The organism is Halobacteriovorax sp. YZS-3-1 (assembly GCF_047084945.1).
Taxonomy (GTDB): domain Bacteria; phylum Bdellovibrionota; class Bacteriovoracia; order Bacteriovoracales; family Bacteriovoracaceae; genus Halobacteriovorax_A; species Halobacteriovorax_A vibrionivorans.
The window spans coordinates 1,917,298-1,932,947 of the sequence record NZ_JBKIYI010000001.1 but is presented as its reverse complement, the minus strand read 5'-3'; the positions used below and the strand labels follow the sequence as shown (position 1 = coordinate 1,932,947).

Annotated in this window: 20 protein-coding genes; 7 read left to right on the top strand and 13 right to left on the bottom strand. The window is 34.8% G+C overall.

What is annotated here, in order from left to right:
* Positions 1-24 precede the first annotated feature (24 nt).
* Positions 25-501, bottom strand: coding sequence for a bacterioferritin (bfr, locus tag ACMAZI_RS09195; protein WP_115362365.1), 477 nt, complete (start codon positions 499-501; stop codon positions 25-27).
* A gap of 133 nt (positions 502-634) precedes the next feature.
* Between bfr and ACMAZI_RS09190 the strand changes: the two genes are divergently transcribed.
* Positions 635-865 carry a hypothetical protein gene (locus ACMAZI_RS09190; protein WP_115362368.1) on the top strand — a complete coding sequence of 77 codons (231 nt, stop codon included), beginning with the start codon at positions 635-637 and terminating at the stop codon, positions 863-865.
* Between the two features lie 350 nt (positions 866-1,215).
* Here the strand turns inward: ACMAZI_RS09190 and phnE are convergent, their stop codons facing one another.
* From phnE to ACMAZI_RS09175, 3 genes are read right to left on the bottom strand one after another with little or no spacing between them, the layout of a single operon-like run.
* A complete protein-coding gene (phnE, locus tag ACMAZI_RS09185; RefSeq protein ID WP_199506653.1) occupies positions 1,216-2,310 on the bottom strand; it encodes a phosphonate ABC transporter, permease protein PhnE in 1,095 nt (364 codons plus the stop codon).
* Between the two features lie 28 nt (positions 2,311-2,338).
* Positions 2,339-3,100: a phosphonate ABC transporter ATP-binding protein gene (phnC, locus tag ACMAZI_RS09180; RefSeq protein ID WP_115362370.1), complete on the bottom strand. Its 762-nt coding sequence runs from the start codon at positions 3,098-3,100 to the stop codon at positions 2,339-2,341.
* A 30-nt stretch (positions 3,101-3,130) separates the two neighbouring features.
* Positions 3,131-4,048: a phosphate/phosphite/phosphonate ABC transporter substrate-binding protein gene (locus ACMAZI_RS09175; protein ID WP_115362372.1), complete on the bottom strand. Its 918-nt coding sequence runs from the start codon at positions 4,046-4,048 to the stop codon at positions 3,131-3,133.
* 242 nt (positions 4,049-4,290) lie between these two features.
* Here ACMAZI_RS09175 and ACMAZI_RS09170 point away from each other — a divergent pair, with 242 nt between their 5' ends.
* Positions 4,291-4,617 carry a hypothetical protein gene (locus ACMAZI_RS09170; RefSeq protein WP_412473314.1) on the top strand — a complete coding sequence of 109 codons (327 nt, stop codon included), beginning with the start codon at positions 4,291-4,293 and terminating at the stop codon, positions 4,615-4,617.
* A gap of 23 nt (positions 4,618-4,640) precedes the next feature.
* Here the strand turns inward: ACMAZI_RS09170 and ACMAZI_RS09165 are convergent, their stop codons facing one another.
* Entirely contained in the window at positions 4,641-6,119 is a 1,479-nt protein-coding gene (locus ACMAZI_RS09165) for a hypothetical protein (RefSeq protein WP_412473315.1), read from the bottom strand.
* Between ACMAZI_RS09165 and ACMAZI_RS09160 the strand changes: the two genes are divergently transcribed.
* Positions 6,118-6,360, top strand: coding sequence for a hypothetical protein (locus tag ACMAZI_RS09160; protein WP_115362377.1), 243 nt, complete (start codon positions 6,118-6,120; stop codon positions 6,358-6,360). The genes ACMAZI_RS09165 and ACMAZI_RS09160 overlap by 2 nt on opposite strands.
* Here ACMAZI_RS09160 and ACMAZI_RS09155 read toward each other — a convergent pair.
* A complete protein-coding gene (locus ACMAZI_RS09155; protein ID WP_115362379.1) occupies positions 6,346-7,428 on the bottom strand; it encodes a phosphatase domain-containing protein in 1,083 nt (360 codons plus the stop codon). The genes ACMAZI_RS09160 and ACMAZI_RS09155 overlap by 15 nt on opposite strands.
* 55 nt (positions 7,429-7,483) lie before the next feature.
* Between ACMAZI_RS09155 and ACMAZI_RS09150 the strand changes: the two genes are divergently transcribed.
* Positions 7,484-8,188 (top strand): MgtC/SapB family protein, encoded by a 705-nt coding sequence (locus ACMAZI_RS09150; RefSeq protein WP_115362381.1) that lies wholly within the window; start codon positions 7,484-7,486, stop codon positions 8,186-8,188.
* Between the two features lie 5 nt (positions 8,189-8,193).
* Here ACMAZI_RS09150 and ACMAZI_RS09145 read toward each other — a convergent pair whose 3' ends face one another.
* The 3 genes from ACMAZI_RS09145 to ACMAZI_RS09135 are packed head-to-tail and all read right to left on the bottom strand — an operon-like array spanning position 8,194 to position 9,972.
* On the bottom strand, positions 8,194-9,369 hold the full coding sequence (locus ACMAZI_RS09145; protein WP_412473316.1) for a hypothetical protein: 1,176 nt from the start codon (positions 9,367-9,369) through the stop codon (positions 8,194-8,196).
* Complete coding sequence (locus ACMAZI_RS09140; protein ID WP_115362385.1) at positions 9,366-9,689, bottom strand: hypothetical protein; 324 nt, start codon at positions 9,687-9,689, stop codon at positions 9,366-9,368. Before ACMAZI_RS09140 ends, ACMAZI_RS09145 begins: the two co-directional genes overlap by 4 nt.
* On the bottom strand, positions 9,667-9,972 hold the full coding sequence (locus ACMAZI_RS09135; protein WP_115362388.1) for a hypothetical protein: 306 nt from the start codon (positions 9,970-9,972) through the stop codon (positions 9,667-9,669). Before ACMAZI_RS09135 ends, ACMAZI_RS09140 begins: the two co-directional genes overlap by 23 nt.
* Before the next feature lie 245 nt (positions 9,973-10,217).
* On the opposite strand from ACMAZI_RS09135, the gene ACMAZI_RS09130 reads away from it, so the two are divergent.
* Together ACMAZI_RS09130 and ACMAZI_RS09125 are read left to right on the top strand one after the other, a co-directional pair.
* Positions 10,218-11,132, top strand: coding sequence for a hypothetical protein (locus ACMAZI_RS09130; protein ID WP_115362390.1), 915 nt, complete (start codon positions 10,218-10,220; stop codon positions 11,130-11,132).
* Between the two features lie 33 nt (positions 11,133-11,165).
* Positions 11,166-12,038, top strand: coding sequence for a hypothetical protein (locus ACMAZI_RS09125; protein ID WP_115362392.1), 873 nt, complete (start codon positions 11,166-11,168; stop codon positions 12,036-12,038).
* 10 nt (positions 12,039-12,048) lie between these two features.
* Here ACMAZI_RS09125 and ACMAZI_RS09120 read toward each other — a convergent pair whose 3' ends face one another.
* On the bottom strand, positions 12,049-12,702 hold the full coding sequence (locus ACMAZI_RS09120; protein WP_115362394.1) for a hypothetical protein: 654 nt from the start codon (positions 12,700-12,702) through the stop codon (positions 12,049-12,051).
* Between the two features lie 97 nt (positions 12,703-12,799).
* Here ACMAZI_RS09120 and ACMAZI_RS09115 point away from each other — a divergent pair, with 97 nt between their 5' ends.
* Entirely contained in the window at positions 12,800-14,035 is a 1,236-nt protein-coding gene (locus tag ACMAZI_RS09115; protein WP_115362397.1) for a hypothetical protein, read from the top strand.
* Here the strand turns inward: ACMAZI_RS09115 and ACMAZI_RS09110 are convergent.
* The 3 genes from ACMAZI_RS09110 to ACMAZI_RS09100 all read right to left on the bottom strand — a co-directional run bounded on the left by ACMAZI_RS09110 (position 14,032) and on the right by ACMAZI_RS09100 (position 15,643).
* Positions 14,032-14,583: a hypothetical protein gene (locus ACMAZI_RS09110; RefSeq protein WP_115362399.1), complete on the bottom strand. Its 552-nt coding sequence runs from the start codon at positions 14,581-14,583 to the stop codon at positions 14,032-14,034. The two genes, ACMAZI_RS09115 and ACMAZI_RS09110, sit on opposite strands and share 4 nt — an antisense overlap.
* Positions 14,584-14,603: 20 nt before the next feature.
* On the bottom strand, positions 14,604-15,356 hold the full coding sequence (locus tag ACMAZI_RS09105) for a slipin family protein (RefSeq protein ID WP_115363724.1): 753 nt from the start codon (positions 15,354-15,356) through the stop codon (positions 14,604-14,606).
* Positions 15,357-15,517: 161 nt separating this feature from the next.
* A complete protein-coding gene (locus tag ACMAZI_RS09100) occupies positions 15,518-15,643 on the bottom strand; it encodes a hypothetical protein (protein ID WP_255509252.1) in 126 nt (41 codons plus the stop codon).
* Positions 15,644-15,650: the final 7 nt, after the last annotated feature.

The window sequence follows — 15,650 nt, the reverse complement described above, 5'->3', positions numbered from 1 at the left end:
ATGTTTAATGTTTTTTAATATTTCTTAAACGGATTCACTAGCTGTTTGTAGATAATTCTCAATTCCGACTTTTTCAATCAGAGAAAGTTGAGTTTCAAGCCAATCAATATGATCGTTTTCAGTATCTGATAATAGCTCTAAAAGGATATCGCGAGATACGAAGTCACTATATTTCTCACAAAGTGCGATGGCCTCTTTTAGCTTTTTGCTATTAGCAAGCTCATACTCAAGTTCATCACTAATAAGCTTTTTAACGTCACGAGATGGCCTATACGGAAGTCTTGTTCCTAGCTCTGGCATCCCTTCTAAAAAGATAATTCTCTCGATTAGCTTTGTTGCATGAATAGTTTCATCATCTTTTTCATGATCAATTCTTTCATAGAGCTTTGTAAGTCCCATATCTTGGAAAAGACGAGAATGGAGAAAGTACAGATCAATTGCCGATAGCTCTTGCGTTAGTAACTCATTAAAAATATCGATAACTTCTTGATTTCCTTTCATTTTTTCTCCTTTTTAGTAGCATACACGATTCGTCGAAATTTTAAAATACAATAATATTTGACTCATTTACTAAAGTTAAGAAGTTGAATAACCGATAAAAATAGTACGTGAAAATGTACGTAGGAGGATAATAATGAAAAGAATTTTAGCAATTGTAACTTTGGGAGTTACGCTAGTGTCTTGTGGTAGTTCGCCGAGCAGGGGAGTTGCTTCAGTAGAAGGTAGCTGTGCTCTTCAAAAGCACCCATCAAAGAATCATTATCGTATCTTGATTCATGAAAAGCCGCATAGCCAATATTGGTATACGAAAGGTGATGCCATGAAAATTAAGGACTCTTTTGTAAAGAAAGGAATGTGTGAATAGATATAAATTCGAATAATTAAAGGAAATTAATATGAAAAAAATTATAACAATAGCAATTCTAGGATTAACTTTAGTATCTTGTAGTAGTACTCCTGATAGAGGACCTTCTTCTAAGAAACAATTCGACTCATATAAATTTCAAGATTCATATGAAAACGTTTATAAAAACGGTAAATATTAACCAATAAAAAAGGCCCTCATTTCGAGGGCCTTTTTCTTATATAAAGCTTTTATTTTAATGATCGCGCCTTTGGCGAACCGAATGATCTGAAGATCTTTCTCTCGAATAGCTTGTGCCTTAAATAGGTGCGCATAGACAAAATAAAAGGACACTCAGTCCTTTTTTTTGTCTATTTAATAGCCTCACGGATATTAGAAGATAGCCAGTCCATTACCCATACAATCGTTGCAATTACGATTACAAGAAGACCAACTTCATTCCACTTTGCTAGACCTTGGTATTGCATTAGCATAGTACCAATACCACCACCACCAACTAGACCAATTACTGTGGCCATACGAACGTTGATGTCCCAACGGTAGATAGTGAATGATAGGTATGGAAGAACGATTTGTGGAACAACACCAAACCAAATAACTTGGATAGGGTGAGCACCTGTTGCCATCATTGCTTCAATTGGCCCATTAGATACGTTTTCAATTTGCTCTGAGTAAAGCTTTGATAGAGATGATACAGAGTGAAGACAAAGTGCCATCATACCAGCAAATGGCCCGATACCAACCCATACAGAGAAGATAATCGCCCATACTAGAGGCTCAATTGAACGTGATACGTTTAAGAAGAAACGTACAATAGTATAAATAGTCATTGTGAAACGTGAACCATTCATTAGGTTTCTTGCTGCAAAGAATGCTAGTAAGAATGCAATTGGTAGCGCTACCGCTGTTGCAATGAAGGCCATATAGATTGTTTCAATTGCTGCAAATAGTGCTTCTTCAAAAATTGCAAAGTTTGGAGTTAAAAGAGCTGTAAAGATTCTCTTTGCTCCTGTCATTCCCGATTCAGATAAGAATTCGTAAATTGAAATTTGAGAAATATAAATACTAGCAATGAATGTTAAAACTACTGTCGCAATAAGAACGAAAGAAAATGGCTCTTTCATGAAAGGAGTATTCTCATCTCTTTTCATGATACCTGTAATTCCACGTCCTAGTGACATTTTAGTTTTATAAAGGATTGCTGAAATAGCAAAACCAATAGCAAGTGCTATTAGTGGTTGATTCCAAGTAAAATCTGGGTAGCGAAGACCTAGGATTAGCTTCTCCCATACGATTTTCCATGAAACTAGTGCAAGGTATGACCATACTAGGAAGTCGATTACAAATGAGTAAAAATTCATTTTCATCTTCCAAGTAGTTTTATCTTCCTTACGCTTTGGTAAGTTATTAACTTGATTGTCTGCAGTTTGAGTTGTCGTTGTCATTATATATTGTCCTATTTAATCAAAGTAATTAGTTAATTGTTACTTCAACGGCATCTTCACCGTAAATTGTTTGGAACCATTCTTCGTTGATATCTAGAGGTTGACCTTCATAGATAAGCTTTCCACCTTTAAGAGCTACAACACGTGAAGCGTACTCTCTTACAAGTGAAAGGAAGTGTAGGTTACAAATTACAGTTACTCCAAGTTCTTCATTTACCTTTTTCAGGTATTGCATAACCGAGTGTGAAGTTGCAGGGTCAAGAGACGCAACAGGCTCATCAGCAAGAAGTACCTTTGGGTTTTGCATAAGTGCACGTGCAATCGCAACACGTTGCTGTTGACCACCTGAAAGGTTGTCTGCTCTTACGTTTTCTTTACCTTCAAGGCCTACGATCTTGATGTAATCTTGTGCTTTTTTCTTATCTTCTTCTGAGTAGATACCAAAAATTGACTTGATAACACCTGTTTTAGATAGAGTTCCTGAAAGAACGTTTGTCATAACAGTTCTTCTTGGGATTAAGTTAAAATGTTGAAAGATCATTCCAATGTTTGAACGCGCTTCTCTCATTGAGGCACCCTTTAACTTTGTAATGTCTTTACCTTCGAAGTTGATTTCTCCACTTGTTACATCGTGAAGACGGTTCATACATCTTAGCATTGTCGATTTACCAGAACCTGATAGACCAATAATTACTAGGAATTCACCTTTATCAACGTTGAAACTTACGTTGTTTAGGGCGTGGCATCCATTTGGATAGACTTTATTAACATTTTTGACTTCTAAAATCATGTTTGTTCTCACTTTATAGATTTTTGTAAATTATTTCTTTTGAAGTTGCTCTTCTAAGTTAATATTTAGTGTTTTAATTACGTTTCTTAATCCATCATAATCTGCATCAGTTGTATCAACTAGGCCACCAACACTGTAAATATTTTCGAATACATCCTTACCTTCTGGTGTAGCTATGTATTTTTTTACCGCTGTGATGAATTTATCAGTAACTTCTTGTGGAAGTCCTTTTCTGAATACGAATGGGTCATTTGGGATCTTCTCAGTAATTTGAACGATTTTTACCTTATCTTCAACATCTGGGAATTGAGTTTTTACACGTGAACGAGCATCACGGATTGTTCCGTCTTCAGAAGGTGCTGAGTAGTAAGTTGCACCAGCATCTACTTGTCTTTGATATACCATTGTTACAACGTTGTCGTGCTTAATTGCAAAAGTTGTATTTCCTGGTTTTACATCATTTTCCATCATAATCTTTAAAGGGAACATATAACCTGAAGTTGACGATGGGTCAGTGTAAGCAAACTTCTTACCTTCTAAGTCTTTAATTGAGTTAATACCACTATCTACATGAGCAATGATTTGTCCTTGGTAGTAATCATGTCCATAACGAAGAACTTTAAGTTTTGCACTTGCACCATATTTTTCATTGGCCATTAAATAACCAAATGAGTTCATAACTGCAATGTCAGCTCTCTTTGAACCAAATGATTCAACAACAGAGATATAGTTAGTAGGGATACCTGTCTTAAAGAAGTATCCAGTTTCTTTTTCTAGGAATTTAATGAAGTGAACAGAGTTCGATGCAATTGTGTCTGCGTCTACAGATGGAGTGAAGTAAAGTTTTACAGGATTGTCTTTGCTTCCTAGTTTCATATCTCTTTTACATGAGATACCTGTTGTGATCGCTAGAGCAATACTCATAATAGCAACGATTGTGTGTTTCATTTGTTGTTCTCCTCTATTAAAGCATGTTGCTAATGCATGCATATATAAACGTAATATTTGCGTTCTAAAAAAATCTAACATTTTGAAATTACGCTCTTTTAACATGAATGAGACAGATTTTTAATGTCAACCTAATCACATTTATAATTATCTTTAAAAAGTGAGTAATTACAGTAACTTAATTGCAGTAGTTTTTATAATATTTAAATATTGTTTAAAAGAATAAGGGTTATAATATATGCATGGCATTAAACATCAAAAGACTTGAACGATTGCCACATCCAACAGAGCAGGTAAACAATGATCAGGTACCTGTTGAAGAGCCTGGTCGTGGTGCTGAAGGGTCTAAAAACTATGAAGACAATATAAACGATAGCAAGCGATTCTCACTTGTTAGAGGATATGTTGAGGCTATTTATAGAGACCAAAAAAATCCAAAAAAGAAACGTAAGGAAAAGCGTAAAAAATTTTTTGAATCAATCTCAGAAAAACATCAGCATGCAAAAGAGAAAGCAAAAGAGAAGAAAAAGAAATTTGCTGATGCAATTAGACGCTTAAATATCTTGTAATTTTATTTACATTGTAAACAAGCTTACAGGCCAGAGATTGGCCTAAAATCGAGGTGATTAGGCCTAAGAAGAGTCGTTTTCTTTAGTGCCAAGTGCGCTACTTTTCCAAGCTGTGATTCATTAAAAAATATTCTCTTTAGCAGCTTATTTGCTGTTGGTGTTTGCTTCTTAAGGTTTGCAAGAATTTGTATTCTTTGAATTAGAATATTTGCTAATTCTTGATGCTCTATAGGAAGTCTTGGGTGTATTTTTAAAATATTTGATAATATAAATTGATAGGTTTCAGGATGAGATTCATAGATATATTGGCAAGTACAAAAGATAAGCTCAAGCTTTGCTATTAACTCTTTATCATTTGAAAAGTTCTTCTTTGAGTGATCAATTGCTAATTGTAAATAATGGTAGCATCTTTCTTCATCATTCTCGTTAAAGGCCAATTGGGCATCATTTAAAAGTCTTTTTAATTTTAGAATTGATTCTAATTTCTTAGTTGGCCTCGAGCCTTTGGAAACTTTTATTGTATCTTGCGTGAAGACATTTTTCTTAAAGTAGTGATGAATAGAGAGATTTTTTGAATCAAATAGTGTTAGGGCCAAGCTATTTGCATCAAAGCTTAAACAAGCATGACTAATAGGTAGGAAGCTCTTTTGGTATATATTTATATGCCTCTTTAGTTCACTCTTACTTTCAAGAGTTACAAATTCACCACCATCTAAAACCTTTGTATTCTTACCATCTATTTTTACAATTTTATAATTTCCACTTTCATCTTTTAAATGAAATTCCCAATGAAAGACTAATTGTCTTTGCTTTAAAAAATCACAGGCCGACTCAATAGTGTCACAACCTAAGAGAGTGACAAGTGCAAGGTAAGAAGCATTTTCTCCTTCATAGTTTAGAGTAAGGGCCTCTCTTTGAACAAGGCCAATACTTAGGCCTGCTTCATTTATGCCACCATAAGGTGCAAATGGAGATAGAAGGTCTTGTAAAACATAGGCCTCAAGACTTCCTTCACATTTAAAATGAACAAATCGAAGTTTATCAAAGAATGAGTCTTGAATAGGAGAGTTGATAAATTCTTTATACTTATCATCTCTTAAATGAAAGTCATCAATCTCATCAAAGATAGCACCAGGATTGTTTAAGAATTCGTTCATGTAAACAAGGTATAAGGCATTTTCCTGTGAAGTCCCCAGGCCTTGTGCATATTGATTTATTAGTTCATTAAAACTTGATCGATAATAGTCATCTTCTATTAATTCTTTGCTCGACTTTTCGAGTCTTCTTTTTAATAGGAGACTGAAGAACTTGTGTATTGGGGTTTTCAATGCTTTGGGGCCAAAAAATGAACTTTCTTGAATTTGTTTCCAGGCAAGATTTACGTCTTCTTTATCGATTGAAGCCAATTGGTAAATACCATCTGTGACCTCTCCGAAGAGTTCAATGTCCATTAATTCATGGTGGGCATTTTTACGTTTTTTTGAAGTCATAGGAGTATTCATGTCTAATATTTTAAGTTCACTTGTTAATCCTAGCAATCAAACTTTTATTGCCGTATGTGTTGCTCTATCAGGATTAAGAGTTGCTGTTGAGTTAACACGTTTTTCACCTGCAAATTGGCCAATCTCAAAAAAAATATCAAAGGCCTTTGGCCAGGACTTTACAGAGAGGTTCCATCGAGTTGGGCTCTATATTTGTATTGGTCAAATCATTCTTTGGGCACCAGAGCTACTCTTTGCCTAAGTGTCCCTCATATAGGCTAATCTTACCTGAGTAACTATCAAAAGGGGCCTTGACTCTTAATTCTTTTTCTTGGGCCTTTTTTCTAATGTAGATTTTAATTTCTTTATCTAGACCATGTTGTTTTACACTATCTTTTATTTGAAAGATTTTATTTAAGAATAGGCCATTTTGCCTTGCCGTTACCTTAAAGTCTTCAACTCGTTTTAATTCATTCCATAATTGACGTGGTTCAACTCTACCGGTTAGTAGCTCAGAAAATGTTAAGTAAATAAGAGGGTCAGACTCAAAATTATCACCCATTAAGACTAATGATGATGGGATATCAGTCATATTTATAATATCTAGTAGGTGGCCAAGTTTATAGATCCCCTGAGTTTTAATATCTTTTGGTGATAAATCATTTTCTAAAATTGATAGAATTCGACGATAATCTTTTAAGAAAATACCAGCAGTAAAGATCTCATTAGCATATAACCAATCTCTAATTGCTTCTTCGTAGAAGTGAGGAGAGGCCGAGAGGATAAACGGATGGTAGCCATCATTTATATACTCTTTTAAGATTTTAACTGAGTTTTCTAAAGTCGGATAATTTTTAAGTGGACTTGTTAAAGAGTCATAAATCTCACTCGGTTTTGAATACTTGGTTTCAACAAGAGTCTTATCAAAGTCACAAATAATGATCTTTCTATTATCTGTAATTTTTAGAGGTATATATGTTCCTAGCAGTAATTCTAGGCCTGGATATTTTGAAGTTTCATAGATTTCGATCTTTGATATCGATTCTTTGCTATCTTTAGGCAGAGGTATTTTAGCTAAAAGGCCACCATATGAGTCCGTTTCAAGAGTTTTTGTAAATAGCGTTTCGTTATTCTTTCCTAAAACAACTACTTTGATCTCAAATTCATATGCCCTTAGTAGCTTATATGCTTGAATAGGGAAGCGGGCCTCAAACTTCTCGAAGTCTTTATTCACAGAGTATAGATTTTCACTCATTGTGAAGTCAGCTTTGAGATTTAGGTAGTGATTTGTTTGGATGGCCAAAAAATTTACGGCCTTGGCCCTTTTCAACTTATAATTCCTTGTTAAAATAGACTTTACGTTATTTTATTCTAATAGAGGTTATATGTATATTGAATTCCTGGGTGAGCAGCCGGTTTATATTTCCATGGGTATTAAAGTAGTTAGTTCTATTCTTTTAGGTGGATTTATAGGCTATGACCGTGAGCAAAAGATGAAATCGGCCGGAATTAAGACAAATATGCTGATCTGCCTGGGAGCAGCTACATATACTGCCTTAAGTGTTTTAACGATGACAGAGCATATGGGAACCGTAGCAGATCCAAATCGTATGGCCGCTCAGATTGTAAGTGGGATTGGTTTCTTAGGTGCTGGTGCTATTATTCAAGGTCGAGGCAATGTTGTTGGAATGACGACAGCAGCTACAGTTTGGGTTGTTGCCGCCATTGGAATGACAGTTGGTTTTGGATATCCAGTAATTGCCAGCTTAATCTCAATTTCTCTATTTGCAGTCTTAAGATTAATTAATCCACTGTATAAAATTCTCGAATCAGATCGTGCCAAGCAAAACTTCTATATTGAAGTCTTATCAAATGGACGAATTCGCGGTCACGTTAAAGAAATTCTTTACTCAAGAGTAGAAGATATAGAAATTGTGAGCGAAGAGGTTTTAGATGCTGTTTCTGATGAAAGGCTTTTAACTCTAAATGTTCACCTTCATCCGAGATGGATCCCGCAAATTAGACGTGAGATTAAAACTCTTATTCGTGTTAATAAAGTCGAGATTCACCAAAGAGATCACGATCATTAAGAAAATTATCTCTTAGCGATTCGATATGTTAGTAGAGAAGCCTCTTTATCGTACTTACGTGTGACTTCTGTTCCGTCAAGAATATCAGGAACTTTAAATTGCTTTACAAGGCTTTCAGATCTCTTAGATTTAAAGACGTTGTCACCTTCTTCGACACGTTGATCAAACTTACGGTTTTGAGTAACAGTAATATCTCTTTCTTGTGCATTGATATGAATTGTTGATTCCTCATGCTCTGGTACTTCAATAGAGAAATAATAGAAATTCTCATCTGATCTCACTTGTGGAGAAAGCTTAGAGATATTGTAGAATTTATCAGAGGCCTTCTCCGTAATATTGGTCTTTGCCTTTGTATAGTATTCTTTTAGGCTATTAAGCTCTTGATCGATCTTTTCTTTTAAGCGGCCCATTAACCCATTATGCTCTTTTTGCAGCTCTTTATATCTTTTTTCAAAATTTTCTTGTTTGGATTTTATATTGTCTTTATGAAAAGCTTCCTGACTTATCACTTCATTTTTTTGAAAAGCGTCTGTCTGAGACATCTTGTGAAAGTGATCACTTCTTAATTTACTAAACTCACGTCTTTGATCTTTTTCAAGTTGATGAATTTCGTTCTTATTTTCTTTGGATAGGCTTTCAAGTCTTTGATCGTATTTCTTATTGATACCCATAATGAAGTTATCATTTCTGACTTCAATTTCGTTTGCACGATTTTTTGCTTTAGCAGTTTCTTCAATGATAAAATCTTCATTGTCATATTTTATCTTTTTGGCCAATTCATTTACATTTTGTGATGTATCCTCGAGTTCTTCTTGACCTCTTTGATGTACATATTCCATTTGTTCTTGGTAATTGTCTCTAATCGCATCAATATTGGCGTCAAATTGGGCCTTGTTGAATTTTTCTTGCTTATTAAATTGTTGCGTCGTCTTATCTAGACTCTCTTTTATATTATTAAGACGATTTTCTTTTTGGCCAAGTGACTCGATAATAGCAACTTGGTTTTGATCTCGTACGGCATCGAGTTTTTCTTCACCAATTATACGTTGATCTTGAACTTGTTTATTGTAATTCTTTTTTATATTTTCTATCTCAAGCTTCTTTTGCTTGATGACGCGATCCCTTTGGTCTTTAAGACGTAGGTTGGCCTTTGTGAATTGGGTAGAGTCTTCTAACTTCATAAGTTTTGAGCACCTGGCCTTTCTTGTTCAGCACTTTCCAAAATTGGAGCTGTTAGTGCAAGAGGTGACTTACATGGCATTTTGTTGCCAGTATGTCCTTTACACATCCATGTTTTTAATAAGTTTACACGAATTGAACGATTTCCGCCGTTATATTTTACATATGAATTTGGATCAAGAGTTGAAGTGACGATAACACTTGCTGGCCCTTGAGGCTGTAGGCGTGAAGAAACCATATACTGATAGACTCGATATTCTGCTTGAATACTGAGTGTTAGCAGTGATGCGAGAAGAATTTTATTGAAGCTGCGGATTAGCATCTAAAATCTTTCCTTCCACCATTTCCATCAGTGCACGAGCAACAATGTACTTATCCATTTCCTCAAAAGATGAAAATAGAACTCTTTGTTTCTCTAGGTTATTATGAGTTGAAATCTTCTTGAGAAGACTTTTAGCTTTCAGGCGCTGTGCCTTTGTCATTCTTACTTCTTCGAAACGCTCCTGAATTGAAATGTCCTCGAATAATGGGTAATAACCATTTGCCCCAAAATCGATTAACCTTTTAATTGAATCATAGCGTTTTAAAAATCCTAATTCGATCAACTCATCCTCCTTAATTCGTCTCCATTATTTTATAAACTTTAGGGCCAAGATGGCAGACGGAATACATTTCCAGAAGCCTCGCAGCAATTTTAGGTTTTTTCGAACAGGATCTGAGTAACTCATTGTATTTATAGAATAGTTGAGTCGCTAGGTAAGATATGCGGCCATTGTATTTAAGAAATAATAAAGATAAAATTAAGAGAATGCCATGATGGCAAAACTAAAATACAAGGAATGTTATCAAAATGAACGGATTAAAATCTATTGCTGCAATTTCATTTTTATCATTAACTTTAAATGCCAACGCTTTAGTTGATTATTCTGGTGGCTCAAGTGCTACTAAGTATGATCCAACGACAACAAGTCCAGCTCCTGTGGTTAGACAATCAAGAGCTAAGACTTCTGCTCCTGCTAGTTCTGGATTTGATTGGGGATTTCTTCCACAGGCCGTGGATTTTTCTCTAGGCTATACATCAGCAAAAGCCTTTTATACTGATGAGAATATAAATATGCTTAATATGAAGATCAAGGGAACTTTTTCTCATGGTATCTTTGTTGAGCTTGGAATGAATGGTGCTCAGTCTCTTGAGACATCTGAATATGAACAAGGTAATTCTAGCGCTAAACTAGGCTTTAATTGGCTTGATATTGGAAACGATTATAATAAGCTAATTTTTGATATCTTTGTCGGTACGAATTTTAGTGGCAAGAGTGAATTTTCAACTAAGAGAAGTGATCGCTTTGTGGGTGTGACGACTGAGAAGAGATTTGGTGCGGCGGCCTTGGGCCTGACATATGAACGTACTTTTACTGAAGGTCTCGTTGATGATGAAGAAATGAGCATTGGTGATATTAGTCAATGGAGTGCAGACTTAGGAATAATGGTTTCTTCAGAAATTCAATTTCTCTTAACTTATGGTGAGGTTAAAGTCGGTGCTAGTGATTTCTTAAGTGCCAATTACCTTTCTAGTGATTTAAAATATAGTTATATTAAACCTCAAATGTTTTTAAAGATGGCCAATGCCGTTCGCTTAAACCTTGGGGCAGTTTTCCAAGCATCTCGTCCAGATTCATCTTTAATGAGCTCATCACTAAAGATTTGGGGACTGCCAGCAGCTTATGGGAATACATTATTTGCTGGCCTAAATATTGCGATCTAAATAGATCATAAAAAAATAACGAAGGATTGATCATTGTTAATATCAGATAATATTTACTACTGTAAGAACTGTAAGAAAGTCGTCAAGGATATCGAGGATCTACTCTTTGTAGAAGACGGTTCTAGTTTAAGCTTTTGCAGTGAAGTCTGTATTGAAAAATTCTATTCTCCGTTAATCGATTACTTTACGGGAAAAATTGATAAGAAAAGAAAAGATCTAAATATTGAAGAAGAGGCCTGTTTATCATTATTAGATAATCCAACATATGTGGATAGAGTTCTTCATCGTCCAGATGAAATATGGCGCCTTGAAAATGATCTAAAAGAAGAGATTTTCAGCTTTATTTCTAAAGTAGAGTTTGAAGGTGAAGAGGCTTATCTTGTGGCCTTGTGCTTTGTTTTTGATCATACTCCTTCATTTGTTCTGGCCTTAACGGCCTCATCTAATGAATACTTCATTCAAAACTTTCAAATAGGTGAAGAAGTCGATTCTTTAGAAGATTATCATCAGAAAGAGCTTCCTGGAGAGTCATTAATTGATAATGACGATATGGAAGAAATTGAATTAAAAAAATCAAAGCTTTTGGCAGAGATGATGACTCAAAGAAAAGAGTTCGATATTCCTTTTGAAGACTTTGCCCTTTATATGGAATATTTGCAAAAGACAGTTGAAAGTTATGATGAACTCTATGAGTTTGATGATGAAGATGGAGATCAGGCACTGGCCTATTTTAAGGCCTTTGAACGCTCTGGAGTAAGCTTCTTTTATATTGCACTTTGTATGAGACTTGAAAAAGAAGATCAGACACTGATCATTCCAGTGCTTTCATTTCCAACTATTGATGGGGATTTATCTAATGCGTATAAGCAAGGCAAGCTTCTTGATGGAAATAAGCTTGCCCATTAAATTCTAATTATTAAAAAGATTTGTAGTAGTACTCGCCAAGCTGCTTAAAAGCGTCACAATAAGTTCGATCATTATAGAGATCGATATTAATTGAACACATAAAATAAGCATCATAAGAAATTAGCTCACGATCAAAAGGTGAAGGGAAGTCATAAGTTTTCTCCTTCATGATCATAACACTATTGATTCTAAAGTTCTGGTAGCGACCGTAGTCTCGGTTTTTAGATAGGACAAATTTTGAGATTGTTCCGGAACTACTAATATACTTACATTGAGCTGCTCCAAGGAAAATAGCATTTCCTGAAACTTCTGAAGTAGGGATAACACAGACACGTGAATTTGAGTCTGGGTTCTTAACTTGTATGTAAATATTTGTTTCATTAGTTCTAGACTGACATACCGTACTTGGGCCGAGGTGTTGATTATTTGAGTTTTCAAAGCCTGTCTGGCCATCTAGGGACCATTTACAATGAGCAATTTCACTTGGGATATTTGCTCCGTTGTTTGAGCTTGATGAAGAGTCATCAATATCAATTGTTCCGCCTGTCGAATTTGAAGTGCTCCCTGTTGCCGCTGTGCCATTGTCATAGATTGAGCGTGTCTCTCGTGGTGCTACACAAGAGGTTAGAGCTAAAACTGTTGTGATAAAAATAAAGTTTTTCATTTATTACTCCGTATTCTTACAGTCTCCTTATCGGCAAATCTGAAAAAATATTAATTTTTCATGTAGTTTCTTAACTTTTTAGCCGATAAGTTGATTGATGAAGAAGATTATTTTCACCTTCACCATTTTTGGCCTTGTAATTTTGAGTGCTTATCTCGTTATTACAATGCCTTACCGTTTCTATTATACCTTCCAGAGTGAAGGGGTACAATCGGATTACTTTATTGCCACTGATAGACGCAATATTCTTTATTCAGGTCTGCTTCCTTCTAAAATTAAACGTGGAAAGACTGCGTTTTGGAAGAAGATTCACTTCTCTAATTACTCTTTTGATGTACCTTTCCAAGATGTTACGTTTCAGGTTTTTCCTAGGCCTAAGATTATTAAAGGTAGAACTTATCCATACTTTGATATTCTTGACCATAAAGGTTTGTTAGTGGCATCGGTTTCTGGCTTTCAGGTCTCAAAGTTTAATCCATCTATTCCAATAGATGAAATTTTCAACTTACCAATTATTACTCAATTCATTAAGCCTGCGACCAATCAACAAGTTTGGTTAGATATGCTTAATTTAAATATTAAAATTAAAAATTATAATCTCTATAGTTATAAAGATGTAAAAAGCCTTTTAGAAGATTATCCAATTTCTAAATTAGGTTATTATCTTTATATTTATAAGCTTAGGCAGAAATACTTTGCACATAATGCAAAACGAATTGTTCAAAATGGCCCATTTCATATTATTGAAGAGTATAAAAAAGATGATTTAAAAGGTCTTGCTCGCAGCTATTTCTATGAAAAGGGAAGGCTTTATCAATTTGATATTCACTACAATGAAAAACATCCAGATCATAATGTTGTTAAAGATAAAATGATGAAGAATCTAAAGCTTGAACTCTCACGAGATCAGGAAAGTTCTCTAGCAATGTATAATGAATTTAGAAAGTTAAAGTATCAAAAACGCTTTGATTATCAAGGTATGCTACTAATTTATTCCGCGTGGTCACATGAGCTTGAAAATCAATCATTTTATAAAGAGATGATCTATTATTTAGAAAAAGGTGATTATAAAACATCTCAACTTTTTGGTTTATATGATTTTGCCAAACAAAAATACGGTAAGACTTTCTCAGGCCGTGATGAGATCTTAAAGAATGACCTTAAGTCAAAGATAGAGATGGAAAAGGCCCAAGAGCTGAAAAAACAAGAGCGAGATCTTGCTGATTATAATATTGATGGCGAGACTGAGTTTAAGGATGAAGACTCAAAAATTGATTACATCTTAAAAAATGTCGATGTCAAAGAGGACAAAGACGATCTCACTGAATACTAAACTAAATCTACAAAACTTTCTGGATGATGAAAATTCGGCTTCGAATCAGGGTGCTTATTTGAGTAGTATAGTGTCTGATTTTCACTTGTTTTTATTACACACGTAGGAGTTACTTTTATATTTGCTAGATCTTCAAATTGATGGCCGAGTACTCTTAGTGGAAAGCGACAGTCTAGATTAAATGAATTATCATGATGATCTATGTTAATATTATCTATATCGATCTCTTCATATTCTGTTAGTTCTGATCGGTAAGAGTTAAAGACAAAACAATTCCAACTTGAGTCTGTTCCAAAGTTAAATTCGTAGTACTCACCATCTAACTTATTTAAGATAAAGAATTCAAAACAAGTTTGAGTCCAAAGGCCAATAACACGATTACATTTTTCATTATTCTTACTGAAGTAGACAGTGTCGATATTACCTTTCATCGTAAAATGAAAGTACATATAATCTTCAACGACCTTAACCTCTGCCAGAAGCCTAAGCTCTGGTAGGTTAGGGTCGCCTTGATTAAAAGGTATTAGCTCAAATTGTTTTGAAATCATTTTTTATATCTTGGTTACTCTTACTTATTATTACCCATAATATTCGTTAGGAAGTCTACTGGTAAAGGGAAGAACGTCGTTGATTTTCCTTCTCCACTAGAGATTTCCTTCATTGTATCAAGGTAGCGTAGTGTGATTGCATTAGGGCTTTCATTTAAAACCTTAGCTGCTTCTGATAGCTTAAGTGCCGCATCAAATTCACCTTGAGCAGAAATTACTTTTGCTCTTTTATCACGTTCAGCTTCGGCCTGTTTTGCCATCGCTCTTTGCATCTCTATTGGTAAGTCAATGGCCTTAACTTCAACAGTTGATACCTTGATTCCCCATGGCTCAGTATGCTCATCTAAAATAGATTGAAGACGTGCATTGATTTGATCTCGCATAGAAAGAATTTCATCAAGTTCAAATTGTCCAATTACTGATCGAAGTGTCGTTTGTGCAATTTGCGCAGTTGCTGCTAAGTAGTTTTCTACTGCAACTACTGACTTTTCTGGATCTTCTACTCGAAAGTAGACAACTCCATTTACTTTAAGAGTTACGTTATCCTTAGAGATAATATCTTGTGATGGAATATCCATCGTTACTGTACGCAAATCGACTTTATGCATTTTTTCAAGCCCTGGGATTAGCAGGATAAGTCCTGGCCCGCGAACTGCTGTAAAGCGTCCTAGAAAGAAGATAACTCCACGTTCATATTCCTTAAGGATCTTGATCGTATTAAATAATAATATTAGTAATAAAATGACAAATGGTAGAAAAGGGGCGATGTGCATCATATAGATCCTCCGTGAATTGACAAAAACTTTACAATTAGATGACTCTTAAAAAATAGCTAAAGCTATTATATATTCAAGAACTAAGGGGTGATTAACAAAAACTCTCTCTTCCTTGTCAAAATCAATCGTCCCTCAACGATACCCCTTAGTTTTTTTTCTTATAACCAAAAAAACTTTCTAATCTCTCTTCTTACCCAGTTAATATCGCTCTTTGTTGGCAGATCATTTGTACTCATTGACATCATTAAGCTTATTAATTGGCGAAAAGACTTTCTTTGACTCATATTAAAC

What these genes read in the sequence shown, in the direction of transcription:
- ACMAZI_RS09170 (WP_412473314.1), top strand. Translation starts at nt 4,291, where the DNA reads ATGGCATTAAACATCAAAAGACTTGAACGATTGCCACATCCAACAGAG.
- ACMAZI_RS09120 (WP_115362394.1), bottom strand. Translation starts at nt 12,702, where the DNA reads ATGAAAAACTTTATTTTTATCACAACAGTTTTAGCTCTAACCTCTTGT.
- bfr (WP_115362365.1), bottom strand. Translation starts at nt 501, where the DNA reads ATGAAAGGAAATCAAGAAGTTATCGATATTTTTAATGAGTTACTAACG.
- ACMAZI_RS09100 (WP_255509252.1), bottom strand. Translation starts at nt 15,643, where the DNA reads ATGAGTCAAAGAAAGTCTTTTCGCCAATTAATAAGCTTAATGATGTCA.
- ACMAZI_RS09105 (WP_115363724.1), bottom strand. Translation starts at nt 15,356, where the DNA reads ATGCACATCGCCCCTTTTCTACCATTTGTCATTTTATTACTAATATTA.
- ACMAZI_RS09175 (WP_115362372.1), bottom strand. Translation starts at nt 4,048, where the DNA reads ATGAAACACACAATCGTTGCTATTATGAGTATTGCTCTAGCGATCACA.
- ACMAZI_RS09130 (WP_115362390.1), top strand. Translation starts at nt 10,218, where the DNA reads ATGAACGGATTAAAATCTATTGCTGCAATTTCATTTTTATCATTAACT.
- ACMAZI_RS09165 (WP_412473315.1), bottom strand. Translation starts at nt 6,119, where the DNA reads ATGAATACTCCTATGACTTCAAAAAAACGTAAAAATGCCCACCATGAA.
- ACMAZI_RS09190 (WP_115362368.1), top strand. Translation starts at nt 635, where the DNA reads ATGAAAAGAATTTTAGCAATTGTAACTTTGGGAGTTACGCTAGTGTCT.
- ACMAZI_RS09160 (WP_115362377.1), top strand. Translation starts at nt 6,118, where the DNA reads ATGTCTAATATTTTAAGTTCACTTGTTAATCCTAGCAATCAAACTTTT.
- phnE (WP_199506653.1), bottom strand. Translation starts at nt 2,310, where the DNA reads ATGACAACGACAACTCAAACTGCAGACAATCAAGTTAATAACTTACCA.
- phnC (WP_115362370.1), bottom strand. Translation starts at nt 3,100, where the DNA reads ATGATTTTAGAAGTCAAAAATGTTAATAAAGTCTATCCAAATGGATGC.
- ACMAZI_RS09110 (WP_115362399.1), bottom strand. Translation starts at nt 14,583, where the DNA reads ATGATTTCAAAACAATTTGAGCTAATACCTTTTAATCAAGGCGACCCT.
- ACMAZI_RS09115 (WP_115362397.1), top strand. Translation starts at nt 12,800, where the DNA reads ATGAAGAAGATTATTTTCACCTTCACCATTTTTGGCCTTGTAATTTTG.
- ACMAZI_RS09150 (WP_115362381.1), top strand. Translation starts at nt 7,484, where the DNA reads ATGTATATTGAATTCCTGGGTGAGCAGCCGGTTTATATTTCCATGGGT.
- ACMAZI_RS09145 (WP_412473316.1), bottom strand. Translation starts at nt 9,369, where the DNA reads ATGAAGTTAGAAGACTCTACCCAATTCACAAAGGCCAACCTACGTCTT.
- ACMAZI_RS09140 (WP_115362385.1), bottom strand. Translation starts at nt 9,689, where the DNA reads ATGCTAATCCGCAGCTTCAATAAAATTCTTCTCGCATCACTGCTAACA.